This is a genomic window from Ruegeria sp. BB5 (assembly GCF_056539405.1).
In genome coordinates this window covers 33,257-53,228 of record NZ_JBQFUX010000011.1, presented here as the reverse complement: position 1 = coordinate 53,228, position 19,972 = coordinate 33,257, and the positions used below count along the sequence as shown (strand labels likewise).

The 19,972-nt window shown below is 58.9% G+C and carries 20 protein-coding genes; 6 read left to right on the top strand and 14 right to left on the bottom strand.

The genetic code is table 11. The features are described from left to right. Positions 1-20 precede the first annotated feature (20 nt). From eda to ACR0DL_RS19120, 5 genes are all read right to left on the bottom strand, one after another. On the bottom strand, positions 21-653 hold the full coding sequence (gene eda / locus ACR0DL_RS19140) for a bifunctional 4-hydroxy-2-oxoglutarate aldolase/2-dehydro-3-deoxy-phosphogluconate aldolase (RefSeq protein ID WP_480690793.1): 633 nt from the start codon (positions 651-653) through the stop codon (positions 21-23). A 5-nt stretch (positions 654-658) separates the two neighbouring features. Next, complete coding sequence (gene edd / locus ACR0DL_RS19135) at positions 659-2,464, bottom strand: phosphogluconate dehydratase (protein ID WP_480690791.1); 1,806 nt, start codon at positions 2,462-2,464, stop codon at positions 659-661. Between the two features lie 2 nt (positions 2,465-2,466). After that, on the bottom strand, positions 2,467-3,912 hold the full coding sequence (gene zwf / locus ACR0DL_RS19130; protein WP_480690789.1) for a glucose-6-phosphate dehydrogenase: 1,446 nt from the start codon (positions 3,910-3,912) through the stop codon (positions 2,467-2,469). Positions 3,913-4,050: 138 nt separating this feature from the next. Further along, complete coding sequence (gene ptsP / locus ACR0DL_RS19125; RefSeq protein ID WP_170516936.1) at positions 4,051-6,294, bottom strand: phosphoenolpyruvate--protein phosphotransferase; 2,244 nt, start codon at positions 6,292-6,294, stop codon at positions 4,051-4,053. A 46-nt stretch (positions 6,295-6,340) separates the two neighbouring features. Continuing rightward, the gene (locus ACR0DL_RS19120; protein WP_170351389.1) at positions 6,341-7,579 is read right to left on the bottom strand and encodes an aspartate kinase; all 1,239 of its coding nucleotides are present in this window, start codon (positions 7,577-7,579) and stop codon (positions 6,341-6,343) included. A 163-nt stretch (positions 7,580-7,742) separates the two neighbouring features. Here ACR0DL_RS19120 and ACR0DL_RS19115 point away from each other — a divergent pair, with 163 nt between their 5' ends. After that, the gene (locus tag ACR0DL_RS19115) at positions 7,743-8,096 is read left to right on the top strand and encodes a hypothetical protein (protein ID WP_170351390.1); all 354 of its coding nucleotides are present in this window, start codon (positions 7,743-7,745) and stop codon (positions 8,094-8,096) included. Here the strand turns inward: ACR0DL_RS19115 and ACR0DL_RS19110 are convergent. The 5 genes from ACR0DL_RS19110 to ACR0DL_RS19090 form a co-directional block, all read right to left on the bottom strand. Continuing rightward, the gene (locus tag ACR0DL_RS19110; RefSeq protein ID WP_170414319.1) at positions 8,090-8,728 is read right to left on the bottom strand and encodes an SDR family oxidoreductase; all 639 of its coding nucleotides are present in this window, start codon (positions 8,726-8,728) and stop codon (positions 8,090-8,092) included. The genes ACR0DL_RS19115 and ACR0DL_RS19110 overlap by 7 nt on opposite strands. 3 nt (positions 8,729-8,731) lie before the next feature. Then, positions 8,732-9,187, bottom strand: a complete 456-nt coding sequence (locus tag ACR0DL_RS19105) for a DUF1178 family protein (RefSeq protein ID WP_170351392.1) — start codon at positions 9,185-9,187, stop codon at positions 8,732-8,734. Positions 9,188-9,258: 71 nt separating this feature from the next. Next, entirely contained in the window at positions 9,259-9,723 is a 465-nt protein-coding gene (locus tag ACR0DL_RS19100; protein WP_170351393.1) for an NUDIX hydrolase, read from the bottom strand. A 119-nt stretch (positions 9,724-9,842) separates the two neighbouring features. Next, positions 9,843-10,586 (bottom strand): EcsC family protein, encoded by a 744-nt coding sequence (locus ACR0DL_RS19095; RefSeq protein WP_170379120.1) that lies wholly within the window; start codon positions 10,584-10,586, stop codon positions 9,843-9,845. Between the two features lie 53 nt (positions 10,587-10,639). Next, positions 10,640-11,134, bottom strand: coding sequence for a GNAT family N-acetyltransferase (locus ACR0DL_RS19090; RefSeq protein WP_170362527.1), 495 nt, complete (start codon positions 11,132-11,134; stop codon positions 10,640-10,642). 72 nt (positions 11,135-11,206) lie between these two features. Between ACR0DL_RS19090 and ACR0DL_RS19085 the strand changes: the two genes are divergently transcribed. Further along, positions 11,207-11,812: a flavin reductase family protein gene (locus tag ACR0DL_RS19085; protein ID WP_170414317.1), complete on the top strand. Its 606-nt coding sequence runs from the start codon at positions 11,207-11,209 to the stop codon at positions 11,810-11,812. Between the two features lie 135 nt (positions 11,813-11,947). On the opposite strand, the gene ACR0DL_RS19080 is transcribed toward ACR0DL_RS19085, so the two are convergent. Then, positions 11,948-13,582, bottom strand: a complete 1,635-nt coding sequence (locus ACR0DL_RS19080) for a SulP family inorganic anion transporter (RefSeq protein ID WP_170351401.1) — start codon at positions 13,580-13,582, stop codon at positions 11,948-11,950. A 205-nt stretch (positions 13,583-13,787) separates the two neighbouring features. Between ACR0DL_RS19080 and ACR0DL_RS19075 the strand changes: the two genes are divergently transcribed. Further along, positions 13,788-14,660 carry an S-methyl-5'-thioadenosine phosphorylase gene (locus tag ACR0DL_RS19075; RefSeq protein WP_170398917.1) on the top strand — a complete coding sequence of 291 codons (873 nt, stop codon included), beginning with the start codon at positions 13,788-13,790 and terminating at the stop codon, positions 14,658-14,660. Positions 14,661-14,666: 6 nt separating this feature from the next. Here the strand turns inward: ACR0DL_RS19075 and ACR0DL_RS19070 are convergent, their stop codons facing one another. Next, positions 14,667-15,530: an alpha/beta hydrolase gene (locus ACR0DL_RS19070; protein WP_367647966.1), complete on the bottom strand. Its 864-nt coding sequence runs from the start codon at positions 15,528-15,530 to the stop codon at positions 14,667-14,669. Positions 15,531-15,757: 227 nt separating this feature from the next. Between ACR0DL_RS19070 and ACR0DL_RS19065 the strand changes: the two genes are divergently transcribed. Together ACR0DL_RS19065 and ACR0DL_RS19060 are read left to right on the top strand one after the other, a co-directional pair. Further along, positions 15,758-16,774, top strand: coding sequence for a DUF418 domain-containing protein (locus ACR0DL_RS19065; RefSeq protein ID WP_480690787.1), 1,017 nt, complete (start codon positions 15,758-15,760; stop codon positions 16,772-16,774). 52 nt (positions 16,775-16,826) lie between these two features. Further along, complete coding sequence (locus ACR0DL_RS19060) at positions 16,827-17,456, top strand: LysE family translocator (RefSeq protein ID WP_170379113.1); 630 nt, start codon at positions 16,827-16,829, stop codon at positions 17,454-17,456. A gap of 4 nt (positions 17,457-17,460) precedes the next feature. Here the strand turns inward: ACR0DL_RS19060 and ACR0DL_RS19055 are convergent, their stop codons facing one another. Further along, the gene (locus ACR0DL_RS19055; protein ID WP_480690785.1) at positions 17,461-17,625 is read right to left on the bottom strand and encodes a hypothetical protein; all 165 of its coding nucleotides are present in this window, start codon (positions 17,623-17,625) and stop codon (positions 17,461-17,463) included. A 308-nt stretch (positions 17,626-17,933) separates the two neighbouring features. On the opposite strand from ACR0DL_RS19055, the gene ACR0DL_RS19050 reads away from it, so the two are divergent. Further along, complete coding sequence (locus tag ACR0DL_RS19050) at positions 17,934-18,473, top strand: adenine phosphoribosyltransferase (protein WP_170351410.1); 540 nt, start codon at positions 17,934-17,936, stop codon at positions 18,471-18,473. Positions 18,474-18,521: 48 nt separating this feature from the next. Here the strand turns inward: ACR0DL_RS19050 and ACR0DL_RS19045 are convergent, their stop codons facing one another. Beyond that, a complete protein-coding gene (locus ACR0DL_RS19045; RefSeq protein ID WP_480690783.1) occupies positions 18,522-19,940 on the bottom strand; it encodes an FAD-binding oxidoreductase in 1,419 nt (472 codons plus the stop codon). Positions 19,941-19,972 lie beyond the last annotated feature (32 nt).

Here is a 19,972-nt window from a genome sequence, read left to right as displayed (position 1 = left end):
TAGCGCAGCAAAAAGCCGCGTCAATCCATCAGCTTTGAGGCGTCACGCGCAAGGGCTTCGATCCCGGCCCAATCTCTGTTCTGAACCATCTGTTTGGGCGCAACCCAGCTGCCGCCAGCGCAGGCGACATTCGTCAACGACAGGTAATCGCTGGCATTGGCTGGCGAAACACCACCCGTCGGACAGAACGTGATCTGCGGCAGCGGCGCGCCGATGGCTTTCAACGCGGGCGCGCCGCCAGACGCCTCGGCGGGGAAGAACTTCAGCATGTCATAGCCTTTTTCCAGCAGGCACATCGCCTCGCTGGCCGTGGCCGCGCCGGGCAGCAGAGGCAGGCCTTCGGCCTCACACGCTGCAATCAATACGTCTGTTGCGCCGGGCGAAACACCGAACTGCGCGCCTGCCTCTTTTGCGGCGCGTACGTCTTCGGGGGTGACCAGCGTGCCAGCGCCCACCACCCCACCGGGCACCTGCGCCATAGCCCGGATGGCATCCAGTGCTGCCGGAGTGCGCAAGGTCACCTCCAAGGCGGGCAAGCCACCTGCCACCAACGCCTCGGCCAAAGGCCGGGCTTGCGCGGCATCATCGACGACCAGAACCGGAACGATAGGTGCCAGCCCGCAGATTTCGCGGGTTCGTTGGGTTTTTGACATGAAGATTACACTCCGAAAATGCTAGCACCCGCGTCGGCAGAACCGACGTTGTTGCGAAATACGGCGAACAGATCCCGTCCGACCCCGTGCTGATTGGCGGACAGATCCGCAGTGACCGGGGTGCGGTCCAGCACATCCGGAGTCAGAATCTCCAATTCGCCCTTAACTGCGTCGACGCGCAGCACATCACCATCCTGGAGATAGGCAATTGCGCCGCCCTCCAGCGCCTCGGGGCAGACATGGATCGCGGCGGGAACCTTGCCCGAGGCACCTGACATTCGACCATCCGTGACCAGCGCCACCTTTTGCCCCCTGCCCTGTAGGATCGACAAGATTGGCGTCAGCGAATGCAATTCGGGCATGCCATTGGCCTTTGGTCCCTGGAAGCGGACGACAACGATCACGTCCCCGGTGAAGTCGCCCGCCTTGAAGGCCGCCTTGACCTCGGCCTGATCATGGAAAACACGCACGGGCGCTTCGACGATCTGATGTTCGGGCGCGACTGCGGAAACCTTCATGACGGCGGTGCCCAGATTGCCAGTCAGGCGTGACAGTCCACCGGTGGGCTGGAAAGGATCTTTGACGGGGCGGACAATCTTGTCGTTCAGGCTGTGGCCCGCGCCCTCTTCCCAGACCAGATCGCCGTCTTTCAGCTTGGGTTCCTTGGTGTAATTGTGCAGGCCCTGCCCTGCGACTGTCAGGGTGTCCGGGTGCAAAAGCCCATCGTCGAGCAGCGTGCCGATGCAATACCCCAAACCACCAGCCGCGTGGAAATGGTTTACATCCGCCAATCCGTTGGGATAGACCCGCGCGACCAGCGGGACAACGGCGGAAATGTCAGAAAAATCTTGCCAATCCAGCATGATACCACCCGCCCGCGCCATTGCGATAAGGTGGATCAGCAAGTTGGTCGAGCCACCGGTGGCCATCAGCCCGACGATGCCATTCACGAAGGCCCGCTCATCGAGAATCTGATAAACCGGTGTGTAGTTGTTACCCAGCGCACTCAGCGACAACGCCCGGCGCGCACCCTCTTCGGTCAAGGCATCCCGCAGCGGCGTGTTCGGGTTAATGAAGCTAGAGCCCGGCAGGTGCAGGCCCATGAACTCCATCAGCATCTGGTTGGTGTTGGCGGTACCGTAGAAGGTACAGGTGCCGGGGCCGTGATAAGCAGCCATTTCGGCGGCCATAAGTTCATCGCGGCCAATTTCTCCGGCAGCGAATTTCTGGCGCACCTTGGCCTTTTCATCATTGGGCAGGCCGCTGGTCATCGGGCCTGCGGGCAGGAACACGGCGGGCAAATGGCCGAAGGCCTGCGCCCCAATTATCAGACCGGGAACAATCTTGTCGCAAACGCCAAGGAAAACAGCTGCGTCGTAGGTATTGTGGCTCAGCGCGACGCCCGTGGCCAACGCAATCACATCGCGCGAAAACAGCGACAGCTCCATCCCGGCCTCGCCTTGGGTGACGCCGTCGCACATGGCAGGTACACCACCTGCAACTTGCGCAGTGCCACCGGCAGTGCGGATCGCATCGCGGATCAGGCCAGGGTAGCGTTCAAACGGCTGGTGAGCTGAAAGCATGTCGTTATAAGCGGTAACAATACCAAGGTTTCCGGCGGCGCCGGTCGCCATCGCCTGTTGATCTGTCCCCGCCCCAGCATAAGCATGGGCCTGACCGCTGCAGGACAGATGCGCGCGAGCCGGGCCTTTGGATTTGGCCTGTTCCATCCGTTCCAGATGCGGGCCACGCAGGTCGGCGCTGCGGTCGATGATCCGCTGGGTGACCTCAGTGATAACAGAATGAACCATGGTTAACCTCCGATCTGACGCCAGCGACGTCCGTCGCGGTGCATCAGCATCAATGCTTCTTCGGGGCCCGAACTGCCCTGATCATAGCGTGCCGGGCGATCGCCGCGATCTTCCCAGCCTTGAATGATGGGATCGACCCAGGCCCAGGCGGCCTCGGCCTCGTCACCGCGCATGAACAGGGTCTGGTCGCCACGTATGACGTCCATAATCAGCCGCTCATAGGCATCCGGCGCGCTGGCCTCGACGCCCAAAGCGTCGGCAAAACTCATGTCCAGCGCCACATCAGACAGGCGGAACCCGCCTGGGCCTGGATCTTTGATGGTGGTGCGTAGGGTGATGCCCTCGTCCGGTTGCAGGCGGATCACCAGCACGTTCCCGTGCAGCGGGCCAACATTCGGAAAGATCGTATGCGGTGGGTCACGAAAGAACACGGCAATCTCGGATTCCCGCGCCCGCAGCCGCTTGCCGGTGCGCAGATAGAACGGAGCACCCGCCCACCGCCAGTTGCCCAGATGTACCTTCAGCGCGATGAAGCTTTCTGTACGACTGCCGGGGTTGCCAACGTGATCGACATAACCACCCTGCCCGTGTTCGGCGCGGTATTGGCCGCGCGCGATATCTTTCTGCTCAACAGGCTCTAACGCTTCGATCACCTTGACCTTTTCATCGCGCACAGCGTTGGGCGCAAATTTCGACGGCGGCTCCATCGCCGTCAGACACAAAAGCTGTACCAAGTGGTTCTGAATCATGTCCCGCATGGCACCGGACTGGTCATAATAAGCGCCGCGCCCTTCAACGCCTACAGTTTCAGCAACCGTGATCTGCACGTGGTCAATATGGGTCGAGTTCCATAGCGGTTCGAACAGAGAATTGGCAAAACGCAGGGCCATCAGGTTCTGAACCGTCTCTTTGCCCAGATAGTGGTCGATCCGGTAAATCTGGTGTTCTTCGAAGCAGGTACGCAGCCCCTCGTTCAACGCTTTGGCGGACGCCAGATCATGACCAAAGGGTTTTTCCACCACGATGCGGCTGTCTGATGTGGCCAACCCGTGTTGGTTCAGCCGGTGCGCAATGCCCGAAAACAAGCCAGGCCCCACCGACAAATAGAACGCACGCACGACGTCAGGGCGCAATGCTTCGGCCAAATTCGACCAGCCGGCATCGCCTGACGCATCAACAGGGACATACGAAACCCGGCTGAGAAAGCGATCCAGAACGTCCTTTTTGAATTCCGGCGCAAACTCCGCCATCGAGGCGCGTATCTGATCGCGAAACGCATCACTGTCCATGTCCGATCGCGCCGAGCCGATGACACAGGCGTCCTCGGGCATCTGCCCGACCTCAAAGCGGTGATACAGGCCCGGCAGGATTTTACGTTGCGCCAGATCGCCGGTCGCACCGAACAGCACCAGATCGAACGGGTTAACCGGAATTACGCGTGAAACCATCGACGGGCTCCTTCAGTTCTACCTCTGCCAACATAGCACCAGAAAGTCGCAGCACTTGTGGTTTGAGCGATGTTAACGCTAACATTTGCAAATTGCATAGGCAATGCAAATGCAGAAAGCAAGCCCGGATTTGGGATGTCAGCCCTGATTGCGCAGCCACTCCATGACGGCGGGGCGCACCGATTGCTCACCCCGGTGCCGCGCATCCGCGATGATCTTGCGCAAAGATTGCAGATCGGCCCGCAGCAACACGCTTTTGACCGGGCCGATCGAGGCCGGACGCATGGACAGTGTCCGAATACCCATCGCGGCCAGGCACAGCGCCTCAACCGGGCGACCGGCATCCTCGCCGCAGAACGAAAGCGGCGTGTTGGAGGAGTTGCAGCGCTCAACGATCTGCGCGATGAAACTCAGAAAGCTGACATTCAGCGTGTCATAGCGACGACGTACCAGTTCATTTTCCCGGTCAGCAGCAAAGAAGAACTGCTTCAGGTCATTGCCTCCGACCGAGACAAAATCGACCTCGTCAAAGAATTTCTGCGGCGCAAAGGCCAACGACGGTGTTTCCAGCATCGCCCCGACCTCAAGCGTTTCGGGCAGGATGTGACCCAGACGTTTCTCACGCTCGATGGTTTTATTGACCTCCCAGCGAGCCTCGTAAAACTCGTCGGCTTGCGCCACGAAGGGGAACATGATCGACAGGGGGCGGCCATTGGCGGCACGCAAGAGGGCCTGCAACTGCATCCGCATCACGCCGCGTTTGTCCAGACCGACGCGGATTGCGCGCCAACCCAACGCCGGGTTCGGTTCCGCCACGTGCTTCATGTAGGGCAGAACCTTGTCGGACCCGATATCCAACGTGCGAAAGATCACGCGCTTGCCTTCAGCAGCGTCCAGAACCCGTTGATATTGTGTCACCAATTCTGACCGTTTGGGCATCTTGTTGCGGATCAAAAACTGCAGCTCTGTCCGGAACAAACCTACGCCCTCGGCCCCGGAATTGTTCAACGAGGGCAGATCGGCCATCAGTCCCGCATTCATTACCAGATTGATCCGCTCTCCATCCCGCGTTACCGTCGGGGTTTCGCGGATCGAGGCATAGCGTTCCTGCGCTTTGGCCTGCATCGCGATTTTATCACGCACAGCATTTGCAACGGTGTCCTCGGGGCGCAGATGGACAATGCCTTGGTCGCCATCGACCAGAATGTGATCTCCGTTCAGCGCCTCGGTCGTGATCCGGCCCACATGCACCACCAGCGGAATCGCAAGCGCACGTGCCACGATGGTGGCATGGCTGCCGACCGAGCCTTCCTCAAGCACGATGCCTTTCAGTGATCGACCGTATTCCAGCAGGTCTCCCGGACCGATATTGCGGGCGATCAGGATGGGGTCGGGCGGCAGGTCAGCGCCATTTGTATTGCCTTGCCCGGTCAGAATGCGCAGCAACCGGTTGGACAGGTCATCCAGATCAGCCAGCCGTTCACGCAAATACGGATCGGTCACCTGCCCCATCCGCGCGCGCGCCTGCGATTGTTCTTTTTCAACCGCCGCCTCAGCACTGAGACCCAGGGCGATGTCCTCTTCCATCCGGCGCATCCAGCCCTTGGAATTGGCAAACATGCGATAAGCCTCAAGAACCTGAAGCTGTTCCTTGTCGCCGCCCTGCGAGATTTCAAGCATCTTGTCGACGCCAACGCGCAGCTCTTCGACCGCTTCATTCAGGCGTTCACGTTCGCGATGTGGATCATCGGCAATCGGGTTGGTGACCACGACGCGGGGCTCATGCAGCCAAACATGACCTTCGGCGTATCCTTCCTGCGCCGGACCACCGCTCAGCTGAACCGATTGCTGGTGCAGGGGAGACAGGGCCGCACCCTCACCGATAAAGGCGCCCAGCTCGGCCATCTCGGCCAGAACCATGGCGACAACCTCCAGCGCATAAACCTCATCTGCCGAAAACTGACGCGCCTCGCGGGATTGCACCACAAGAACACCCAGCTTTTCGCCTAGGCGCTGTACCGGCACGCCGAGAAAGGATGAAAACCGTTCTTCGCCGGTTTCCGGCATATAGCGGAAGCCTTTGGCCGATGGCGCATCCGCCGTGTTCACGACTTTGCCGGATTGAGCGACGCGGCCCACGAGCCCCTCACCCATACGCATCCGGGTCTTGTGCACCGCTTCGGGTGCCAAGCCTTCGGTGGCGCACAGCTCCAACGTGTCTTCGTCGCGAAACAGATAGACCGAGCAGACCTCGGCCCGGATGCTGTCGGCGATCAGATGCGTAATCCGGTCAAGACGTTCCTGACCGGCGGCTTCGCTCGCCATTTCTTCGCGCAGCCGCCCCAGCAGCTTGCGGGATTCTGTTTCGGTGCCGTCCGCCATGGCCCAACCAAATTATTGTGTCAGGCGAAATCCTTGGCTGAAATGCTCAGGCCGCCTTGTCCAGTTCAAAGGCATCATGCAGTGCCTGAACCGCAAGTTCCATGTATTTCCGATCCACAAGGACGGAAATTTTTATCTCAGAGGTTGTAATAACCTTAATGTTGATCCCCTCATCCGAGAGTATCTTGAACATTTTGGCCGCAACACCCGACTGAGAACGCATTCCGATGCCCACCACCGAGACCTTGCAGACATCTTCGTCCGCAACCAGTTCGGCATAGTTCAGCTCACCCGCATCCTTGATCGCCAACAGTGCTTTCTCGGCACGCGCGACCTGATCGGTCGGGCACGAGAAGGTCATGTCGGTGCGCCCCTCGTCCGAAATATTCTGAACGATCATGTCCACGTTCACGCCCTCATCGCTGAGCGCGGTAAAGATGATCGAGGCGATACCGGGTCGGTCCGCTACCGAAACGACGGTCATCTTAGCCTCGTCACGGGAATAGGCCACACCGGCCACAACATTGGATTCCATGATATCCTCCTCGTCAACGACCAGCGTACCGGCCTCGTCGGATTGTTCCTCGAAACTTGAGAGAACGCGCAGTTTCACCTTATACCGCATCGCCAGCTCGACCGAGCGGGTTTGCAGCACCTTAGCCCCCAGCGAGGCCAGTTCGAGCATCTCTTCAAACGAAATACGGTCCAGTTTGCGCGCTTTTTCACAGATGCGCGGGTCAGTGGTATAGACGCCGTCCACATCCGTATAAATATCGCAACGCTCGGCGCCGAACGCGGCGGCAAAGGCCACGGCGGTGGTGTCCGACCCGCCCCGGCCCAGCGTGGTGATGCGCCCTTCGGGGCTGATGCCCTGAAAGCCTGCGACAACGGCCACTTTCATGCCTTCGTCGAATTTTTGGGTCAGGTTTTCGGTCGGGATTTCTTCGATCCGGGCCTGACTGTGGGCACTGGTAGTCATCAGCGGCACCTGCCAGCCCTGCCAGCTGCGCGCGGGAATATCCATTTCCTGCAAAGTCAACGCCATCAGACCGGCGGTCACATTCTCGCCCGAGGAGACCACGGCGTCATATTCACGCGCATCAAATAGGGGCGAGGTTTCGTTGACCCATCCCACCAGCTCATTGGTCTTGCCCGACATTGCGGAGACAATGACGATCACGTCATAGCCCTTGGCCACCTCAACACCGATGCGTTTCGCCGCGCGGCGGATACGGTCAAGGTTGGCAACCGACGTGCCACCGAATTTCATTACGAGTACGGGCATGGGGGTGGTCTCTCCGCGCCTTGGAATTCAGGTTCCGTGCGTCTTATGCGAGGGGGGCCGCAAGGGCAAGGGTTCAAAACCGCCCCGAATGCCGCATGGGGCTGCTTTACATCCGGCAGCGAGGCTGTCAGCCTTAGTCATCGAATTTTCCAAGAGGTTTTCCATGTTCCGCCTTGCCCTCGCAGTTGTCCTGCTGTCTTCCCCTGCCCTTGCACAGGTTTCAACTCTGGCCGCAACTGACGGCAAGAATGCTTTGGGCACTGTGCCCTGCGCCTCGGGCGGCGCACCGCTCGACAGCTGCCATGCCGAATTGCGCCACCATGACGACGGCACGACGACGTTGGCTGTGTCATTGGGCGGCGGTGAAGTGCGCAGCATCTATTTCACCGATGGCGTGCCGAATTCCAGCAGTTCACCTGCCAAGATCAGCCATGAAACACGTGGCGACCTGACCGTGATTTTCATCGACCCGGATGAGGTCTACGAAATCCCCACCGCAGCGTTGATACGTCAGTAAGCGTGGGGGCGACCGTCCCAGTTTTCGAAACAACCCGTTGTTTCCAGTGACAACGCATCGAACCTTTCAATCAGGCCCTCTGCGGCCTGATCCAGGGTGATATCGGCTTCGGGCCCGCCCATATCGGTCTGCACCCAGCCCGGGTGATAGATACCTACGGCGATTCCATCATCGCGCAAATCCGTGGCCAGATTGCGTCCCAGACTCAAGGCTGCGGCCTTTGATGCGCGGTAGATATAGCTGCCCCCCGGCGCGCGGGTGTGCGAGGCCATCGTCGATGAAATAATCGCAATCTTTCCTCGTGCGGCCCGCAAGTTCGGCAACAATGCCTGAACGGTTAGAAACACGCCTGTCACGTTGATGGCAAAGCTTTGCGCCCACATGTCGGCGGGATAGCCGTTAATGCTCTGCCCTTTGTCCAGATAGACCCCGGCGTTGCAGATCAGCAAATCGACGGGTTGATCTGCCAGATACGTGGCCACGTCGGAATGCTGCGAAGGGTCGGTAACATCCAGAACCACCTGCGCACTGCCATCCCGCGCGGTGCCGGTCAGCTTATCCCCGCGAGCCCGGTAATTGTCGGCCAGCGTTCGGCCAATGCCACGATTGACCCCCGTAATAACTACATGCACGGCTTAATTTGTCTTTCTGCTGGGAACAAAAGGCAAAGGTGCCACTGGAACCCCATCGTCGATCAGGGCCTGCGCTTCGTCCGGCTTGGCCTCACCATAGATCGCACGCTCGGGCGCATCACCAAGGTGGATTTTGCGCGCTTCGCTGGCAAAATCCTTACCCACATAGTCCGAGTTCTCTTCGACCTTGCGGCGCAGCTCGGCCAGCACCTTTTCAATGTCTGGCGCAGGGGCGGCCACATCTATCGTTTCAGCCTCGGGCATGGGGGCGATGGTCTTTGCCACGGCCTCACGGGCCGGGCGGACACGTGGGGTCATGATAGCCTTTTCAACATCCGCACATCCACACACAGCGCAAGTCACCATGCCCGTGGATGCCAGTTTGTCGTAAGCGGCGGCCGATTGGAACCAACTGTCAAATGTATGGCCGTTGCTGCATTTCAATGCGTATTGAATCATGATCCGTCCAAATGTCGGTTGTCGAATTGATAACCACAGACATGGCAATATCAAGCCCTACCAGAGGCATCTTAGCGCATGATTGGCTCAAGTTTTTGAAACATTTGCCCAAGTTCGGGGAAATTGACGTGAACTGCGGCTTTTTTCGGCACAAACCATTGTCTCTGCCGCTGTTTGAATTCGGGAAAACACGCAGCAACCGATGTCACCAATAACGGAAAGACATCCACGACGCACAATACTGCGCCTTTTTTCTGATGACGTTTTCGATAGCAAAACTGCCCCATTGCCTGCGTGTCGCACTCTCCTCGAATGCCGGCCTCTTCCCACGCCTCCTGGCCTGCGGTCTGAGACGCAGTCAGCCCATCAATCAGCCACCCTTTGGGAATGATCCAACGGCGTGATTTGCGCGTTGTAATCAACAGCACTTCGGGTTGCCCTTGCTCAACACGATAGCACAAAGCCGCCGATTGCTGCAGCACCGGCAGGTGCCGGGCAATGTTGGAAACATGAGGCGAAAGCCTTGCGTCAATCACGCCGAGCCGCCTTTCATATGGATATTTGCCTGTTTGCCCGCGTTGTTTTGGTTTATTTAGCGGACGCTCAAATCATCAATACCATATGCGGTGAAATTCTCCAAGCCTTTGAAGAAAAATCACATTCGGGCGGCAAGTTTGCGCACCAGTTCATCGTGGGGAATATCGGCATCGACCGCCAAACGGCGCAGGCCGAAATGCACGCGGGCAATCTGCTGGTAATACCGCGTGTAGACATAGTTGGTGCCGCCTCCGGCAATGGCGCCCAATACCGGCACGGATTGCGCCGCCAATTTCTGCCCCAACACAACTGACAGCCGCGGAGCGACCGCTGCGATCAATTTCTGCATGGCAGGTCCTGTCAAGGTCAACCTGACCGAGAAGAACCCCAGATCGGCACCGTCGTCATTGGACAAAGGCCCGGCGGCGGACAGGACACGCACGCAATCAAATTTCACACCATCTTCCGACGGATCAAACCCTTCGCGCGCAGCCGCCCCTTGTATGGCACGCAACAGCATCGCGGTCGTCGCAGGTAATTCCATCAATGCGGTGGACATTCCGCCCAACCCTCCGGCTGCACCCATGGCCGTGGTTACTGCGGTGTTGACCCAGGGATGCTGGTCCGGCACAGCCCGTCTTGACCCTTCGGCAGCATGCATTGCCAACCACAGGGCCTGTTCCGTCGCACCCGTCAGGCCCTGCCTGATCGGTTCGGGCAATTGCTCCAACAAGGATTCTGCCGAACCTCCGAGGCTATTCAACAGCTTGACGCCCGGCCCTCCGGCCGTTCGGTAGTACCCCGCCAATCGGTCCAGTTCCGCCTCAGCATCCAGCTTTTCAACAAGAACCACGTCCTGCATAAATACCCTCCTGCCCATTAGACATCGGGGTTTATAGCCAAGGTTTCAATAGTTCAGCGGGTCCAACGGGTGACAAGCCCATCCACTCCGTCCCAAACACCCGAGGATAATTCCAGCCCCAGAATTCGGTCCGGGTTGGTCGGAGGGGGCATTTCAACCCCATTCAGACGGGAAAACCCGAACCGGGCATAATAGGGTGCGTCACCAACCAACATGACCCGATCCCAGCCCATCGCCCGGCCAGCTTCGATACCTTCGTGGATCAGAAAACCCCCAAGGCCCTCGCCTTGATGGGTCGGGTGTACGGCTACCGGCCCCAGCAGCAAGGCATCGTGATCACCCACATGCACCGGCCAGAACCGAATAGCCCCAGCCAGAATGCCCTGCCCGTCACGCGCAACCAAAGACAAGCCTGAAACCGGCGGCACATCATCGCGCAGACGATACGAAGACAGCGCCTCGCGCCCTGGCGCAAAACACAGGTCATAGAGGGCTTCGACCTCCCACCAATCATCCGGCTCTTCCGGCCTGATCCCGAACTGCTGCACCTCAGCCCTCTTTTCCTTGCTGGCATTCGCCCTAGCACTTCGCTACGCCTTGGGCAAACGCTTGGAGTAGAGATGTTCTATCGACCCGAAGACGGCCACGGTCTGCCGCACAATCCATTCAACGCTGTCATTACCCCCCGCCCGATCGGTTGGATATCCACCCGCAGCCCCGATGGGATCAACAATCTGGCACCTTATTCCTTCTTCAACGGGGTCGCCTACACGCCCCCACAGGTGATGTTCGCTTCAACGGGCACCAAACACGATCAGGACGGTGGCAAGGACAGTGTTTCGAACATCGAAGCAACCGGAGTGTTCTGCGTGAACGTGGTGGCACACGCACACCGCGATGCGATGAACGCCAGTTCCGCAGGCCTTCCCAAACATCACGACGAATTCGAACATGCTGGCCTGACGCCGGTTGAATGCGAAACCATCCCCTGCGCTCGAGTCGAGGGCGTCCCGGCTGCTCTGGAATGCAAATTGACCAAGATTGTCGATCTGCCGGGCGAGGCAAATCGGGTTGTTTTCGGAGAAGTAACCGGTGTCCACCTGCGAGACGATTGTTTGAGGGATGGAATATTCGATGTGACGACCTTCAACCCGCTCGCCCGGCTTGGATATCGGGACTATTCAGTCGTAACCGAGTTGTTCTCGCTTAGTCGCCCAGACGATTAGGAATTACAGGGGGGCGCTGCCCCCGCCGCCCTTTGGGCGCCTCCCCCGAAGTATTTTCAGCCAGATGAAGCAGGGGATCCTGTATTCATCTGGTCGCAAACACCTCGGAGCGCGAGGCAGAGCCTCGCAAAATACTCAGTGGCCGCCCAAAATGCCGGTGCGAACAGAATAATCCACCGCCAGTTGGTAATCGGGGTCATCATCGCTGTCGACCATCAGATGCCCTGCTTTGTTCAGCAGCTTGTGGCAATCGCGGCTGAGGTGGCGCAGCATGACGCGTTTGCCTGCGGCCTCGTATTTCGACGCGACGTTTTCGATGGCCTGCAAGGCCGACTGGTCGACAACCCGGCTTTCTGCAAAATCCACGATTACCGTGTCAGGATCGCTTGGCACATCGAACAACTCGACAAAACCCTCGGAGGAACCAAAGAACAGAGGCCCTTGGATTTCGTAGACTTTTGCGCCTTTTTCGGTTTCCGATTCACGCGTGATGGCATGGATACGCTTGGCGTTGTTCCACGCATAGGCCAGCGCGGAGACAATGACACCAACCACAACCGCGACCGCGAGGTCTTCCATCACCGTCACCACAGTCACCAGAACGATAACGAATGCGTCCGTCAACGGCACCTTGCGCATGATCTTGAACGAGTTCCAGGCGAATGTACCGATCACCACCATAAACATCACCCCGACCAGTGCGGCCAGCGGGATTTGCTCGATCAGCGGTGAGGCAAACAAGATGAACACCAGCAGGAACAGCGCCGCCGCGATACCGGCGATACGGGTCCGGCCACCGGACTTCACGTTGATCATCGACTGACCAATCATTGCGCAGCCGCCCATGCCACCGAAGAAACCGGTGGCGACGTTGGCAACGCCTTGCGCGATGCATTCCTGCGAAGCCCCGCCGCGCTTACCGGTGATCTCTCCAACAAGGTTCAACGTCAGCAGGGATTCGATCAGGCCGATTGCTGCCAGAATGACGGCATAGGGCAGGATAATTTCAAAAGTTTCCCAGGTCAGCGGCACCATCGGGATGTGGAACGGCGGCAAACCTCCCTCGATAGACGCCAGGTCACCGACGCGAGGCACGTCCAAACCAAAGCCAATCACCAACGCGGCAACGACAAAAATACCGGCTAGCGGCGCAGGAATGATGCGCGTGATACGCGGCATGACCCAGATCACCGCCATGGTCAGTGCGACCAGGCCCAGCATCGTGTAAAGCTGCAGACCCGAAAGCCATTCGCCGCCACCGACGCCATGGCCGGTGTTTTCCATGGTGCCAGGCACTTTGAACTGACCCAACTGCGCCAGAAAAATCACGATAGCCAGACCATTCACAAAGCCCAGCATCACCGGATGCGGCACCAGCCGGATGAACCGGCCCCAATGCATGGCCCCGGCGATCACTTGCAGGATACCCATCAAAACCACGGTCGCGAACAGGTATTCAACTCCGTGTTGGGCCACCAGCGCCACCATCACTACGGCCAACGCCCCGGTCGCGCCCGAAATCATGCCCGGACGGCCACCGATCAGCGCCGTGATCAGACCGACCATAAAGGCCGCGTACAGACCAACCAGCGGATGAACCCCGGCAACAAAGGCAAAGGCCACTGCTTCGGGCACCAACGCCAGCGCCACAGTCAGACCGGACAGCAGTTCGATCCGCAGGCGCGAGGCAGTCAGCCCTTCGTCCGGCACCCAACGAAGATCGGGTTTAGCTATACGATTGGCAAAGCTTGCCAGCATGGCTCGGGGCATGGGAGGGTCCTGTTGGTATTTTGGGTTCGCGCGAAAGGGGTCTTTTAGCGGTCAATCCCCGCAGGAGATACCGCGCCAGGTGGGACCCAGATATGCAACAGACGCATACCGCGCCTTCAGCCAACACAAACCGTTGAACCCACTTGCCAAATCCTCCGCTGCCCCTCAGACAGTCTGCATCGTATTTTTTATTCGGAGCGCAGCCATGACCCAGACGAAAATCGCCATCATCGGCGGATCAGGTATCTACGATATCGACGGGCTGGAAAAGGCGGAATGGGTTACGGTTGAAACGCCGTGGGGTGCACCTTCGGACCAGATTCTGACGGGGGCTTTGAATGGGGTCGAAATGGCCTTCCTGCCCCGTCACGGGCGTGGCCACGTTCATTCACCGACCGAGGTGCCCTATCGCGCCAATATCGATGCGCTGAAACGGCTGGGGGTTACGGACGTGATCTCGGTTTCCGCCTGCGGGTCGTTTCGCGAGCATATGGCGCCGGGGGATTTCGTCATTGTCGACCAGTTCATTGACCGGACATTTGCGCGCGAGAAGAGCTTTTTCGGCACTGGTTGCGTCGCCCATGTCAGCGTGGCGCATCCCACCTGCCCGCGCCTGTCGGACGCTTGTGAGAGCGCAGGCAAGGCGGCAGGTATCACCATCCATCGCGGTGGCACCTATCTGGCGATGGAGGGGCCGCAGTTCTCATCTCTGGCCGAATCCAAGATGTATCGCGAGCATTGGGGATGTGACGTGATTGGCATGACTAACATGCCCGAGGCGAAACTCGCCCGCGAGGCCGAACTTTGTTATGCCTCGATCGCCATGGTGACCGACTATGACAGCTGGCACCCGGATCACGGCGAGGTCGACGTAACCGCCATTATCGCCACCCTTACCGGGAATGCAGAAAAAGGCCGGGCGCTGGTCAAGGGCCTGCCCGATCTGTTGGGGGCTGAACGCGCGCCCTGCCCGCATGGCTGCGATCGGGCATTGGAGTTTGCGATCCTCACTGCGCCCGAAAAACGCGATCCGGCATTACTGGCCAAGCTGGATGCGGTCGCTGGCCGGATTCTTTAAACCACACTACTTCGCAAGGGTCTGCTGCACCTCGTCCCACAAGCCATACGACCAGAGGTCGTTGTGGGTGCCGTTGGGGATGACATAAAGTTCGGCCGTGTCGCCCGACATCGCCGCCAGCGCTTGGCCGTGATGCACCGGAACGGTTTCATCCTCGGTTCCGTGGAAGATCAGCGTTGGCACCGTAACATCGCCGATAAAGTCTCGGGTGGCGAACTGATCCTTCATCAAGACCGAAACCGGCAGAAACGGATAGCGCTCGGCCGCGACATCCACAGTCGCGGTGAAGGGGGCCTCTAGCACCAGTAACTGTGCATTCGGACGCTGTTGGGCGACAGCGGCCGCCACGCCGGTGCCAAGGCTTTGACCGTGCAGGACGACGGCTGCACCCTCAGACTCCAGTTGGTCAAACATGTGAACCCCATCTGAGATCAGCGCCAGTTCCGAGGGCTCGCCGCCACTGCCTGGAAAACCGCGATAACTGGGGGCGAGCAGGCCAAAACCACTGTTCAGGATTTCCCGCAGCCGGTCGGCCCGGTCACCCAGATTGCCGCTTTGACCGTGGAAAAAAAGAACGGTCGGCGCATCTTCAGTGGCCGGTGGCGCGGACCATGCCGTCAGCACAACCCCGTCGGACATGGGCAGAGAGATCACGTCGACATCGGCCAGCCCAACCTCATTGGGGGCGGGCAATTCTCCGGACGGTTTGTATAGCAGCTCATCCTGATTAGCGTACATGTACCCCACGATCCCGGCGTAAATCACGACGCTGATCAGGATCAGAAGGATCAGCACACGTTTCAGCCGCCCGTCGTTTGAGCGGGACATGTCCTTGAACGCTTTTGCATAGTCGGGATGTGTCTGCGTCACCTTCGCCTCCGATCCTTTGATATGCCCTAGGTTGTAGGGCCAGACCGGCGTTTCAAGGACGGTACGCACGCTTTAACACAATCTTTAACTTACTCAACTCGGGCACATTGTGACCGATGAAGGTGGCAAGGTCGCCCTGATCCTCGCAATTTGTTTATCTTAAACACGCCACAGAACCGCATTTGTGCCACAAAATCATTTCAGTACACCCCAAACAGAGGAGCACCATGAAACGACTCGAAGCCCTGGACGCCGCCCGCTTTTTTGCTTTCTGCGGCATGGTGCTGGTGAACTTCCGCATCGCGGCGCAAGTTGCGCCGGGGCAAGACTGGGCGTCAAACCTTGTCGACGCGTTGGAGGGGAGGGCCGCCGCGCTGTTCGTCATTCTGGCTGGTATAGGATTGGGTCTGTCGAGCATCCCCGCTGGTGTGCTGCTGCGGCGCGCGACCTTTCTGTTCGTTCTCGGCCTGATCAACATGACCGTGTTCGACGCTGACATTCTGCATTTCTACGCATTGTATTTTGTGGTGGGGGCGTCGTTTCTTTCGGCCTCGGGACGTATGTTGTGGCTGGGGGCGTTGGGAATTGTTGCGCTGGCCGTTTTGGCCAACCTTATCTTTGACTATGAGCGGGGCTGGGATTGGTCCACGCTCAGCTATACCGACCTCTGGACCCTGCCCGGCTTTTTACGAAATGCAATTTTCAACGGTTGGCACCCGGTTTTACCTTGGGCTGCTTTCCTGCTGATCGGCATGGCCATCGGGCGATCACAGCTTCGCACGATCTGCATTCAACACCGCCTGATCATGTGGGGATTTGGCGCTGCCGTGTTGGCCTTGTTTCCACAAAGGTTAGTGTCCGAACCGGAATTGGTTGCCTATCTGGGCACTGCGTCGATTCCGCCAGGGCCGTTCTATATCCTGGCCAGCACCGGATCGGCGTGCGTGGTGATCGGACTGTTGCTGAAGTTATGGCCGAAGATCGAAAAACTGCGCCTTGGCTCTGCCCTGACCGCTCCGGGACGGCAGAGCCTGACCCTCTATGTGGCGCATATCCTGATCGGGATGGGATTGCTGGAGGAGCTTGGTTTGCTAAATGGCACACTCAAACCAACACAGATCGTGGTTTACGCGCTTGGGTTCTGCGCTTTGTCCTCGGGTTTTGCCCTGTTGTGGTTCCGCCGGTTCAAGCGCGGCCCACTTGAGGCATTGATGCGTCGCGTCACCGAGCCACGAAAGGCTTGACCTCACCGTCGCGGCGGGGCTTGGTGAGGGCGAAACCAAAACGGGTAACCCGATGTCTTTTGAACTTTGGTTGGCTTTTGTGGCCGCATCGACCGCCTTGCTGCTTATCCCCGGCCCGACTGTGTTGCTGGTGCTTAGCTATGCCTTATCAAAAGGGCGCAGCGTCGCCGTGGCCTCGGCCACAGGGGTGGCGGTGGGGGATCTGGTTGCAATGACCGCGTCGCTACTAGGGCTGGGGGCGCTGGTGCTAGCCTCGGCCACATTGTTTTCTGTGCTGAAATGGGTGGGCGCGGCCTATCTTGTGTGGCTGGGCATCAAGCTGCTGCGCAGCGCGCCCTCGGGCGGGTTAGAGGCGCCAGCGACCGGGCGAAATGTCACCGCACAAAGTGTCTTTGGCCATGCCGCCGCCGTTACGGCGCTGAACCCGAAATCCATTGCCTTTTTCATCGCCTTCGTACCGCAATTCCTGCGTCCGGCGGACCCATTGGGCCCGCAATTCGCTATCCTGATCGCGACTTTCGTGGGTCTGGCCTGGCTGAACGCGTTGGCCTATGCGCTGCTGGCTGACCGGCTGCGTAGGATGATCGGACGCGCCGGGGTAATCACTGCGATGACCCGGTTCGGAGGGCTGACTTTGATTGGAATGGGGGTTGCAACCGCCGTGCTGCGCCGCCCGGCCTGAGGGTTCAGCTCGCATCGTGTTCTTTCATGAACCCACGGATAAAACGCCGTATTTCGCGTGCGGCTGATGTATCCAGTTCCCTGCACAATTCAACAAATGCGTCCCGCTCATCCTTGTCCAGGCGCAGGACCAACTGGCTGTTTTTCTTGGCAGATACCTTGCTGTCCATCTTTCCCGCACACCCTGTTCAATGCCTAAATCCACAAGCGATACACTGCATATACAATGCATAGCAATTTCAGGTACGGGCGACCTACCAACAAAACAGAGTTTTGGCAATCAACCTTCCCGCGACTCAGGCATTCCATTTACCAGTCCGGCGCGTCCATCGTGGTCATCCACCGCACAGCATCGCTATTTCGTATTATCAAAGCTCAATTCCGCTCCCTGTCGGGAAGTCAGCGATAATCTTTCCTTGCAAGGCTGTCCCCAATGGGCCAAATACGCCCGCGTGTTTTGACGTCAGAGGGATTGGCAATGTCCAGAAACAAGTCGGTCAAGGATTACATCCGAACCATCGTCGATTTCCCGCATGAGGGGATCATGTTTCGCGACGTCACCACACTGTTCGCTGATCCGCGCGGTTTTCGTATGGCAATCGACCAGATGTTGCACCCCTACGCGGGTGAGCAGATCGACAAAGTCGTGGGCCTCGAGGCGCGCGGCTTCATACTGGGCGGTGCCATTGCCCATCAGCTGAGTGTTGGCTTCGTGCCGATCCGCAAAAAGGGCAAACTGCCCGGCACAACCATCAGCCAGGATTACAAACTGGAATATGGTGAGGCCATCGTCGAGATTCACGATGACGCCATTCAACCGGGCGAGAAAATCCTTGTCGTCGACGATCTGCTGGCAACGGGCGGCACCGCCGCTGCCGGGATCAAGCTGATTGAACGGCTGGGGGGTGAGATCGTATCATGCTCGTTCATTGTCGACCTGCCGGAACTGGGCGGCCGCAAGGCGTTGGAAGACATGGGTATGGATGTGCACGTTCTGTGCGAATTCGAAGGGCTGTAAACGCCCGTCAATCAATTTCCCAAAGGCAAGGCGCGGGAAGCGGCACGATCAATCCGCCCTCAAAACCGCACCCGGATTCATGATCCCCTGCGGGTCCAGCGCAGCTTTGATGGAACGCATTGCAGACAGCTTTGTCGCGCCGCCATAGCGCTCAAGATCATCGGCTTTCAGACGCCCTACCCCATGCTCGGCACTGACCGAGCCACCAAAGGCCTCCACCAGATCATGCACAGCGTGTTTGACGGACTGTCTCTCGTCATCAAACTCCGAACGGCTGTGGCCCAAGGGCGGGAACACGTTGTAGTGCAGATTGCCATCACCAACGTGACCAAAACAGTTGATGCGGAACAACCCAAGCGCGGCCACGACCTCGGCCCCGCGTTGAATGAATTCGGGAATTCGGGATATCGGGACCGAGATATCGTGACTGGACACCGACCCGATCAGCCGGTTGGCCTCGGGGATACGCTCGCGCACGGCCCATAGGTCCATACGCTGCGCCTCGCTTTGCGCAATAACCGCCTCCCCGACGAGGCCAGCTTTGTCCGCTTCAATATACAGCGTTTCCAGCGCGTCAGCGGGCGAGTGCCCCGCAAACAATCCAAGTTCGATCAGAACGCACCATTCGGGCTGTGTTGCAAATGGCTGGCGCACATCTGGCAAAACCTCGGTCAGGAATTGCAGCCCCTGCTTGTGGATCAGCTCAAAGGTGCTGACCGCTTCACCCAGTTGGTCGTGGGCCAATGATAGTAAATCGATGCCCGCTTGGGGCGAAGCGACCTGAAGCATCGCGGTTCCGACCGCTTCGGGCCGCGGAGAAAGCTTCAACGAGGCGGCGGTGATGATCCCCAATGTACCCTCCGCACCTATCAGCAGGTTACGAAGATCATAGCCGGTGTTGTCCTTGCGCAACCGGCTGAGCCCGTGCCAGATTTCACCGCTGGGCAGAACCGCCTCAAGCCCCAAACAAAGGTCGCGCGCATTGCCATAGCGCAACACGTTGACCCCACCCGCATTGGTGGCAAGGTTGCCCCCGATCCGGCACGATCCCTGCGCTGCAAGAGCTAGAGGGAATAACCGGTTCGCCTCTTCCGCGGCGGTTTGTACATCTGCCAGAATGGCACCTGCCTCGGCAATCAGAATGTTTTCAGTCGGGTAAACCGCCCGGATCGCGGTCATCCTCTCTAACGAGATCAAGAGGGGCGCTGGCCCGTCCGGCATTACCTGTCCGCCTACCAGCCCTGTGCCACCACCGTAAGGCACCACCGGAACCCGCCTATCCAAGGCCAATCGCACCAGCGCCGCCACTTCATCAACCGTTCGCGGTAAGGCCAACAAACCGGCATGTCCGGTAAAACGCCCCCGTGGCTCTTCCAGATAGCGTTCCATGACCGGGCGCAAAATATCTTCACCCAGATCAGCCCGGATCAGACGGGCCAGGTTCTCATCGGCAGGATTCAGTGTCATGCCACCTCATTGCCCAAGCGAGCGCGCTCGGA